The organism is Bradyrhizobium sp. P2_E8, from assembly GCF_056403875.1.
Window position 1 is genome coordinate 1 of record NZ_JBFUES010001285.1, and the last position, 1,784, is coordinate 1,784.

General features: G+C 68.7%; 3 protein-coding genes. All 3 read right to left on the reverse strand.

The genetic code is table 11. From position 1 onward, the window contains the following. A partial coding sequence (locus AC1D00_RS39595) for a pentapeptide repeat-containing protein (RefSeq protein WP_477014429.1) occupies positions 1-363 on the reverse strand: 363 nt, incomplete at its 3' end. A gap of 47 nt (positions 364-410) precedes the next feature. Beyond that, positions 411-1,139, reverse strand: coding sequence for an ABC transporter ATP-binding protein (locus AC1D00_RS39600; RefSeq protein WP_027546472.1), 729 nt, complete (start codon positions 1,137-1,139; stop codon positions 411-413). Next, on the reverse strand, positions 1,129-1,784 hold a 656-nt coding region (locus AC1D00_RS39605; RefSeq protein ID WP_477014430.1), incomplete at its 5' end, for an ABC transporter permease. The genes AC1D00_RS39605 and AC1D00_RS39600, both read right to left, overlap by 11 nt.

A 1,784-nucleotide genomic window follows, 5' to 3' on the forward strand; every position in this document is an offset into this window, starting at 1 on the left:
CTTCAGGCTTGCGCCGGTAAGATCCGCATCCAGCAGCCAGGCCTGATCGAGGATCGCACGGTCGAGCCTGGCGTCCCGGAGTATTGTCTTGTTGAGCCGCGCGGCGCGGAAAATCGCGTTGGACAGGTCCAGCCCCGAGAGATCGAGGCCCGACAGGCGCTTGCCGGTGAAATCGGCAGGCTGCGCGGCGCTCGCTTTGGCCAGCACGGCCTCGACCTCCGGCCTGGTCATTTCGGCTGAGACCATCGCGGGGGAGGTGAGGTCGACGTCACGCATCATGTCCTGCGCGCGCGCCGTCATCGCGACGAGTGCGAGGCCAAGCGTCGCAAGACCAAGCGTTGCGAGGGCGACCGTCCGCGTCATCATCAACTCCGCCGCCGGCCTGTCTAGCACGTCTGCCGGGCGACCGGCTATGAGACATCTCGCTCGGCGCGGTCGCCTTGAGTTCGTCGGGCGAGGTCGGCCTTGATCGCGGCAATCTCGGCTTCGCCGCGCGTGTCGCGCGGGATGCCGATAGGCACCTCGGCCACGATGCGCGCCGGCCGCGGCGACAGGAAGAACAGGCGGTCGCCGAGGCGGATCGCGTCGTCGATACTGTGGGTGACGAGCAGCGTCATCACGGGGCGGCTTGCCACCAGCGTGGCGATCTCGTCGCGCAGGCGGCCTGCGAGCGCGTCGTCGAGCGAGGCGAGGGGCTCGTCGAGCACGAGCAGATCGGGCTCGACCGCGAAGGCGCGGGCGAGCGCGACGCGGCGGGCAAGGCCCAGCGACAATTCGCCGGGAAAGTGGCTGCGGTGCGCCTCCAGCTCCAGGATCCTGAACAGCTCCGACAGCTTCGCATCGGAAATGCCGGGCGCAGCCAACCGCACGTTCTGCTCGACCGAGCGCCACGGCAACAGCCGCGGTTCCTGGAACACCATGCCGATCCGCGCCTCCGGTGGTCGCGCGATGGTCCCGTGAAAGTCGCGGTCGAGCCCGAGGAGGATACGCAGCATCGTGCTCTTGCCGCAGCCGGAGGGTCCGATCAGCACGCCGACCTCGCCGGATTGAAGCGCGAACTTGATTGGCGCCAGCACGTCCTGCGTCCCGCCCGCCGCGTTCCTGAACGCCTTGCCTGTGATGTCGACCTCAAGCCGCACGGGGCCGCCACCTTGTTGCACGGGCCTCGAACGGCTGCACCAGCACCGTCTCGATCACGAGTACGACGGCCGCGAATGTCAGGGAGTAGGCGAGCAGCCGCGGGGTGTCGAACAGCTGGAAGGCGACCCCGATCTCGAAGCCGACGCCGTTCGGCCGTCCCAAGAGTTCGGCGACCAGCACGATCTTCCACACCAGCGACAGGCCGGAGCGGGCCGAGGCTGCGATATAGGGCGCAAGCTGCGGCAGCACGACATGGCGGAAGGCGCGCCAGCGCGGCATCGCGAACACACTCGCCATCTCGTCCAGCGAGCGGTCGAGCGCGCGCGTGCCCTCGCGCAAGGTGACGATGGCGGTCGGCAGCTTGTTGATGGCGATTGCGGCGATCGCGGCCGCCTCGGTCAGACCGGCCCAGATATAGGCCAGCACGATCACGACCAGCGCCGGCAGGTTGAGCAGCAGGATCAGCCAGGGATCGCCGAGCCGGTCGGCAAGCTTTACCCGTCCCATCAGGTAGCCGATGGCGCTGCCGAGCGACATCGCCAGCACGAAGGCGAGTGCGACGCGGGCCAGCGTGGCGCCGAGATGCAGGAACAGCGCGCCGCTCGACGCTTCCGCGATGATGACGTTGAGCACGGCAGGCGGGG